This is a genomic window from Pseudomonas sp., assembly GCF_050739995.1.
GTDB lineage: Bacteria > Pseudomonadota > Gammaproteobacteria > Pseudomonadales > Pseudomonadaceae > Aquipseudomonas.
The window spans coordinates 1-6170 of sequence record NZ_JBOICG010000257.1; the positions used below are offsets into that span (position 1 = coordinate 1).

7 protein-coding genes are annotated in these 6170 nt (G+C 60.9%); all 7 read left to right on the forward strand.

The window, feature by feature from the left end; genetic code table 11:
* The first annotated feature begins 182 nt into the window (after positions 1-182).
* The 7 genes from ctlX to ACRESD_RS08645 all read left to right on the forward strand — a co-directional run bounded on the left by ctlX (position 183) and on the right by ACRESD_RS08645 (position 6110).
* Positions 183-1109: a citrulline utilization hydrolase CtlX gene (gene ctlX / locus ACRESD_RS08615; protein ID WP_431750535.1), complete on the forward strand. Its 927-nt coding sequence runs from the start codon at positions 183-185 to the stop codon at positions 1107-1109.
* 11 nt (positions 1110-1120) lie between these two features.
* On the forward strand, positions 1121-2167 hold the full coding sequence (locus tag ACRESD_RS08620) for an ornithine cyclodeaminase (RefSeq protein ID WP_431750536.1): 1047 nt from the start codon (positions 1121-1123) through the stop codon (positions 2165-2167).
* 246 nt (positions 2168-2413) lie between these two features.
* The gene (locus ACRESD_RS08625) at positions 2414-3193 is read left to right on the forward strand and encodes an ABC transporter substrate-binding protein (protein WP_431750537.1); all 780 of its coding nucleotides are present in this window, start codon (positions 2414-2416) and stop codon (positions 3191-3193) included.
* 169 nt (positions 3194-3362) lie between these two features.
* Positions 3363-4064 carry an ABC transporter permease gene (locus ACRESD_RS08630; protein ID WP_431750538.1) on the forward strand — a complete coding sequence of 234 codons (702 nt, stop codon included), beginning with the start codon at positions 3363-3365 and terminating at the stop codon, positions 4062-4064.
* Entirely contained in the window at positions 4061-4774 is a 714-nt protein-coding gene (locus ACRESD_RS08635) for an ABC transporter permease (protein WP_431750539.1), read from the forward strand. The genes ACRESD_RS08630 and ACRESD_RS08635 overlap by 4 nt, the downstream gene beginning before the upstream one ends.
* 3 nt (positions 4775-4777) lie before the next feature.
* Positions 4778-5608 carry an ABC transporter ATP-binding protein gene (locus ACRESD_RS08640; RefSeq protein ID WP_431750540.1) on the forward strand — a complete coding sequence of 277 codons (831 nt, stop codon included), beginning with the start codon at positions 4778-4780 and terminating at the stop codon, positions 5606-5608.
* 4 nt (positions 5609-5612) lie between these two features.
* Complete coding sequence (locus tag ACRESD_RS08645; RefSeq protein WP_029296543.1) at positions 5613-6110, forward strand: Lrp/AsnC family transcriptional regulator; 498 nt, start codon at positions 5613-5615, stop codon at positions 6108-6110.
* Positions 6111-6170 lie beyond the last annotated feature (60 nt).

A 6170-nucleotide genomic window follows, 5' to 3' on the forward strand; every position in this document is an offset into this window, starting at 1 on the left:
CACCGCTATCGCAGGCAAGCCAGCTCCCACAGTTTGACTGCATTCCAGCCCTACAGCCGATTCGGCTGCACCACTGCCTTTTTCAGCTTTCCCGGCTGACCTGCCCCGCTGTTTCAGCCGGGATTCACCCCACGCAACGCACAAAATAGCGCCATAGCTCACTCCATGGATTTCGTGCACCCATGCAAACCACCAACACCGTCTTGATGATTCGCCCGGCGCGCTTTGCCTTCAACCCGGACACTGCGATCAACAACCGCTTCCAACGCCCGCCCCTCGACCCACTCGGCGCGCAGCAGAAAGCGCTGGAAGAGTTCGACGGCTATGTCGACACCCTGCGCAATCACGGCGTTGAAGTGCTGGTGGTACAGGACACTCCGGCGCCCCACACCCCTGACTCGATTTTCCCCAACAACTGGTGGAGCAGCCACGCCGACGGCAGCCTCGTGCTGTACCCGATGGAAGGCCAGAACCGACGACTGGAGCGCAACAAGGGTGTGCTGCAAGTGCTGGAACAGCGCTTTTCGATCAAGGACACCATCGACCTGAGTCACCTGGAACAACAAAACATTTTCCTCGAAGGCACCGGCAGCATGGTGCTCGACCGCCAGCACCGCATCAGCTATGCCTGCCACTCCGGGCGCACGCACCAGGACGCCCTGCGCCAGTTCGCCGAACGCCTCGACTACCAGCTATGCGTGTTCCACGCCGTCGACCGCCACCACGCGCCGATCTATCACAGCAATGTGATGATGAGTGTCGGCCGCGACCTGTCGGTGGTGTGCCTGCAAGCCCTGCCCGATGCCTTTGAGCGCCGCACCCTGGAACGCTCCCTGCGCGACACCGGCAAGGACATCCTCGGCCTGGATTTCGACCAACTTGAAGCCTTCGCCGGCAACATGCTCGAGGTGCACGACCGTGACGGCCAGCCGCTGCTGGTGATGTCTGCCAGCGCCTGGAACGCCCTGCAACCGGCGCAGCGCCAGCATGTGGAACGCCACACCCGCCCGGTGGTGGTGAACATCGACAACATCGAACGCATCGGCGGCGGCAGTGCCCGCTGCATGCTGGCGGAAGTGCATCTGCCCGCCCGCCCCTCATTTCAATAAGGAGTCTTGCCATGACCCGTTACATCGACGTCAACGACCTCTGCTACCTGGTCTCGCAGAAGAGCCTGCAAACCTGCATCAGTGAAATGGCCGAGTACATCCGCGCCGACTACCTGCGCTGGCAGGATTTCGAGAAATGCGCGCGCCTGGCCAACCATTCGCCGGACGGCGTGATCGAGCTGATGCCGGTGTCTGACGCCTCGCTGTACGCCTTCAAATACGTCAACGGCCACCCCAAAAACACCCTGGCCGGCATGCTCACCGTCATGGCCTTCGGCGCCCTGGGCGATGTGGACACCGGTCAACCGATACTACTGGCGGAAATGACCCTGACCACCGCCATCCGCACCGCCGCCACCTCAGCCCTGGTGGCCCGCTACCTGGCCCGCGACAACAGCCGCAGCATGGCGCTGATCGGCAACGGCTCGCAAAGTGAATTCCAGGCCCTGGCCTTCCACAGCATGCTTGGCATCAATGAGATCCGCCTGTTCGATATCGACGCCAAGGCCACGGCCAAACTCGCCGCCAACCTCAAGGCGTTCCCGGCGCTCAAGGTGATCCTGGCCGGCAGCGTGGCCGAGGCGGTGAAAGGTGCGGACATCGTCACCACCGTGACCGCCGACAAGGCTTACGCGACTATTCTCACCGACGAAATGATCGAACCGGGCATGCACCTGAATGCCGTGGGTGGCGACTGCCCGGGCAAGACTGAGCTGGACCGGCGCATCGTCGAGCGCGCCCGGGTGATCGTCGAGTACGAACCGCAGAGCCGCATCGAAGGTGAAATCCAGCACATGCCGCACGACTCGCCGGTGACCGAGTTGTGGCAGGTGATCAACGGCCAGAAGCCCGGGCGCGAGAATGCACGCCAGATCACCCTGTTCGACTCGGTGGGTTTTGCCATCGAAGACTACTCGGCCCTGCGTTATGTGTTGGATGTGGCCAAGGCGCTCGATATCGGCAGCACACTGGAACTGGTGCCGGACCTGGCCGACCCGAAAGACCTGTATGCGCGCTTGGCCCAACGACCGGTGGCACAGCAGAAAAAGCGTGCCTGAGACCGCTCTGGCCTGCCGCTTTGCGCCCAGGGCAGGCCAGACTTTCAACTTAAAAAAGCCGATTCAGCACGTGCAACAGCCGATTCCGCTGCATTGCACGTTTTAACAGCGCAATTCGCGCTTTATGCACGGGGTAAACGACACAAAAAACGCACCACCATGAAGCATTCTCTGCGCCAACAATAAAGATTTGTTTCATCTCTATGACTGCCCCTGACATCAATTACAAAATATAGGGACTCCACCATGACTCCACTGCGATCACTCTTCGCTGCATTGCTGTTGCCACTGTGCGCCACCGCCGCCCAGGCCCAAGACTGGAAGGAAATCCGCTTCGGCGTCTTCCCCGAGTACCCACCCTTTGAATCCGTGGCCGCCGACGGCAGCCTGCAAGGCTTCGATATCGAATTGGGCAATGCGATCTGCGCCAAGCTCGACGTCAAATGCACGTGGGTGCATAACGAATTCGACGGCATGATCCCGGCCCTGCGGGCGCGCAAGTTCGACGCGATCATGTCGTCCATGGCCGTCACCCCGGCACGGGAGAAGGTCATCGACTTCACCGACCGGCTATTCCTCAGCCCGACGTCGGTGATCACCCGCAAAAACGCCGACTTCGGCGACACCCCGGACTCGTTGAAAGGCAAACAGGTAGGCGTGCTGCAAGGCTCGTTGCAGGAAGCCTACGCCCGTGCGCAACTGGCCAAGCTGGGCGCGCAAATCAAGGCATACCAATCCCAGGAACAGAACTACGCCGACCTGCAGAATGGCCGCCTTGACGCCACCCTGACCGACAAGCTCGAAGCCCAGCTCAACTTCCTGTCCAAGCCTGAAGGCGCCGACTTCAAGAGCGGCCCGGCCTTCAAGGACCCAACCTTGCCCCTGGACATCGCCATGGGCCTGCGCAAGAACGACCAGGAATTGCGCGCGCTGATCAACAAGGGCATCGCCGCCGTACAAGCCGATGGCACCTATGCGCAGATCCAGAAGAAGTACTTCGGCGATCAGGACATCTACCACGAGTGATGCCAATGCGGCCCCTGTGAGAGACGGCTTTTGTGGGAGGGGGCTTGCTCCCGATGAGGGCATGCCAGTCGACACATACAGTGACTGACTCACCGCTATCGGGGGCAAGCCCCCTCCCACACAAGCCCGCTATTACTGGGGTTTGTCTGCGCCATTTAGAGACTCCCCGATGAATGAATTCCTCAATTTGCAAGGCTACGGCCCGATGCTGGCCCAAGGCGCGTGGATGACGCTCAAGCTGGCGTTCCTGGCGCTGGCCCTGAGCCTCACCCTCGGCCTGATTGCCGCTGGCGCCAAGCTCTCCAGCGCCAAATGGCTGCGCGTACCCGCCACGCTGTACACCACGCTGATCCGTAGCGTGCCTGACCTGGTGCTGATCCTGCTGATCTTCTACAGCCTGCAACTGTGGCTCAACGACCTGAGCGAAGTGTTCGGCTGGGACTACTTTGAAATCGACCCGTTCACCGCCGGGGTGATCACCCTGGGCTTTATCTACGGCGCCTATTTCACTGAAAACTTTCGCGGCGCGATCCTCAGTGTGCCGGCCGGGCAGCTTGAAGCTGCTACCGCCTACGGCCTGAGTCGCTGGCAGCGTTTTCAGCTGGTGCTGTTCCCGCAACTGATGCGCTTCGCCCTGCCAGGCCTGGGCAATAACTGGCTGGTGCTGCTCAAGTCCACGGCGCTGGTGTCGATCATCGGCTTGTCGGACCTGGTCAAAGCCGCGCAAAACGCCGGCAAGACCACCAACGAGCCGCTGTATTTCCTGATTCTCGCCGGCTTGGTCTACCTGGTGATTACCACCCTCTCCAACCGCATCTTCAAGCGCCTCGAACGGCGTTACAACCTCGGCATCAAGGGGATGGCGCGATGATCGAACTGTTCCAGCAATACGGCCTGGCCTACCTGTTCAACGATGGCACGGGGTTGTCCGGGGTCGCCATGACCCTGTGGTTGTTCATTATCTCGGTGCTGTTGGGGTTTGTGCTGTCGATACCGTTGGCACTGGCTCGCGTGTCGGAGCACTTCTGGCTGCGTTGGCCAGTGGAGGTCTACACCTACCTGTTTCGCGGCACGCCGCTGTATATCCAACTGCTGATTTGCTACACCGGGCTGTACAGCCTGGAAGTGGTGCAGGACAACGCGCTGCTCAACCAGTTTTTCCGCAATGCGCTGAACTGCACCCTGCTGGCGTTTGTACTGAACACCTGCGCCTACACCGTGGAAATCTTCGCCGGGGCGATCCGCAATATTCCCCATGGCGAGATCGAAGCGGCGCGTGCCTATGGTCTGCACGGCTGGCGGTTGAACCTGTTCGTGGTAGTGCCGGCGGCACTGCGTCGCGCCTTGCCGGCCTACAGCAATGAAATGATCCTGATGCTGCACGCCACCTCGCTGGCGTTCACCGCCACCGTCGCTGACATCCTCAAGGTGGCCCGCGACGCCAATGCCGAGACGTTCCTGACGTTCCAGGCGTTCGGCATCGCCGCCCTGCTTTATATGCTGCTGTCCTTTGCACTGGTGGGCCTGTTCCGACTGGCCGAACGTCGCTGGATGCGCTTTCTTGTTCCTACCCGAGGCTAACCCATGAATCAGTCCGCGCAGGCCCTGGCCGCTTATCCCATCGATGCCCCCGCTGCCCAACCCGTCACCGCAGCCATCAAGCTGCAAGTCGAAGGCATCCACAAACGCTACGGCGAACACGAAGTGCTCAAGGGTGTGTCCCTCAACGCCCGCAATGGCGATGTGATCAGCCTGATCGGTGCCAGCGGCTCGGGCAAAAGCACCATGCTGCGCTGCATCAATTTTCTCGAACAGCCTGACGCCGGGGTGATCACCCTGGACGGCATCAGCATTGAAATGCAGCCCGGCCGTGCCGGCACCCGTGCGCCGCATCAGGACCAGTTGCAGAACCTGCGCACCCGCCTGGCCATGGTGTTCCAGCACTTCAACCTGTGGAGCCACATGACCGTGCTGGAAAACATCACCATGGCCCCACGTCGGGTGTTGGGCGTGAGCGCCGCCGAGGCGGAAAAACGCGCACGGCTGTACCTGGACAAGGTCGGCCTGCCGGGCCGTGTGGCGGATCAATACCCGGCGTTTCTGTCCGGTGGCCAGCAACAGCGCGTGGCCATTGCGCGGGCGTTGGCGATGGAGCCGGAGATCATCCTGTTCGATGAGCCCACCTCAGCACTGGACCCGGAACTTGTAGGAGAAGTCCTCAAAGTCATACAGACGTTGGCCGAGGAAGGTCGTACCATGCTGATGGTCACCCATGAAATGGGCTTTGCCCGCCAGGTGTCCAGCCAAGTGCTGTTTTTGCATCAGGGCCGTGTCGAGGAACAAGGCGGCGCCGAGATACTCGATCACCCCAGCAGCGAACGCTTGCAGCAATTTCTTTCCAATCGTTTGAAGTGAACCCATGGATACCAAGGCCAACGGACCCCATTCTTCCCCTGCGCTGGATCGCATCGATGAGGCGATCATCGATGTGCTGCGCCACCAGGGGCGCATCACCTACGAAAAGCTCTCGTCGCTGGTGCATCTGACGCCCAGGCCCTGCCTGGAACGGGTGCGCAAGCTGGAGCGACGCGGGGTGATTCGCGGGTATGGGGCGATCATCGATGTACAGATGGTCTCGCCAGGTTTGTCGTTGCTGGTGCTGGTGGCCTTGTCCAACCAAAGCGGGCGCTCGGCGCAGAAGGCTTTCGAGGCGTGCGTCAAAGCCTGCCCACAGGTGTTCGAATGCCAACTGATCAGCGGGCCGTTCGACTACAGCCTGCGCATGCGCTGCCGGGATATGGAGCATTACCGGGTATTGACCGAGACCTGGTTGAACAATGATGAGTTGCACATTGATAAGTTGGTGGCGCATCCAGAATTGGCCGTCGTCAAAAACACCGCCACCGAGCTGGCCTGAAAGGCAATTCACCAAACACTGCATAACCCCTGTGGGAGCGGGCTTGCTCGCGAATGCGGT

Bases quoted from the DNA above. Each gene is read 5' to 3' on its own strand.
- ctlX (WP_431750535.1), top strand. From the start codon at position 183: ATGCAAACCACCAACACCGTCTTGATGATTCGCCCGGCGCGCTTTGCC.
- ACRESD_RS08620 (WP_431750536.1), top strand. From the start codon at position 1,121: ATGACCCGTTACATCGACGTCAACGACCTCTGCTACCTGGTCTCGCAG.
- ACRESD_RS08625 (WP_431750537.1), top strand. From the start codon at position 2,414: ATGACTCCACTGCGATCACTCTTCGCTGCATTGCTGTTGCCACTGTGC.
- ACRESD_RS08630 (WP_431750538.1), top strand. From the start codon at position 3,363: ATGAATGAATTCCTCAATTTGCAAGGCTACGGCCCGATGCTGGCCCAA.
- ACRESD_RS08635 (WP_431750539.1), top strand. From the start codon at position 4,061: ATGATCGAACTGTTCCAGCAATACGGCCTGGCCTACCTGTTCAACGAT.
- ACRESD_RS08640 (WP_431750540.1), top strand. From the start codon at position 4,778: ATGAATCAGTCCGCGCAGGCCCTGGCCGCTTATCCCATCGATGCCCCC.
- ACRESD_RS08645 (WP_029296543.1), top strand. From the start codon at position 5,613: ATGGATACCAAGGCCAACGGACCCCATTCTTCCCCTGCGCTGGATCGC.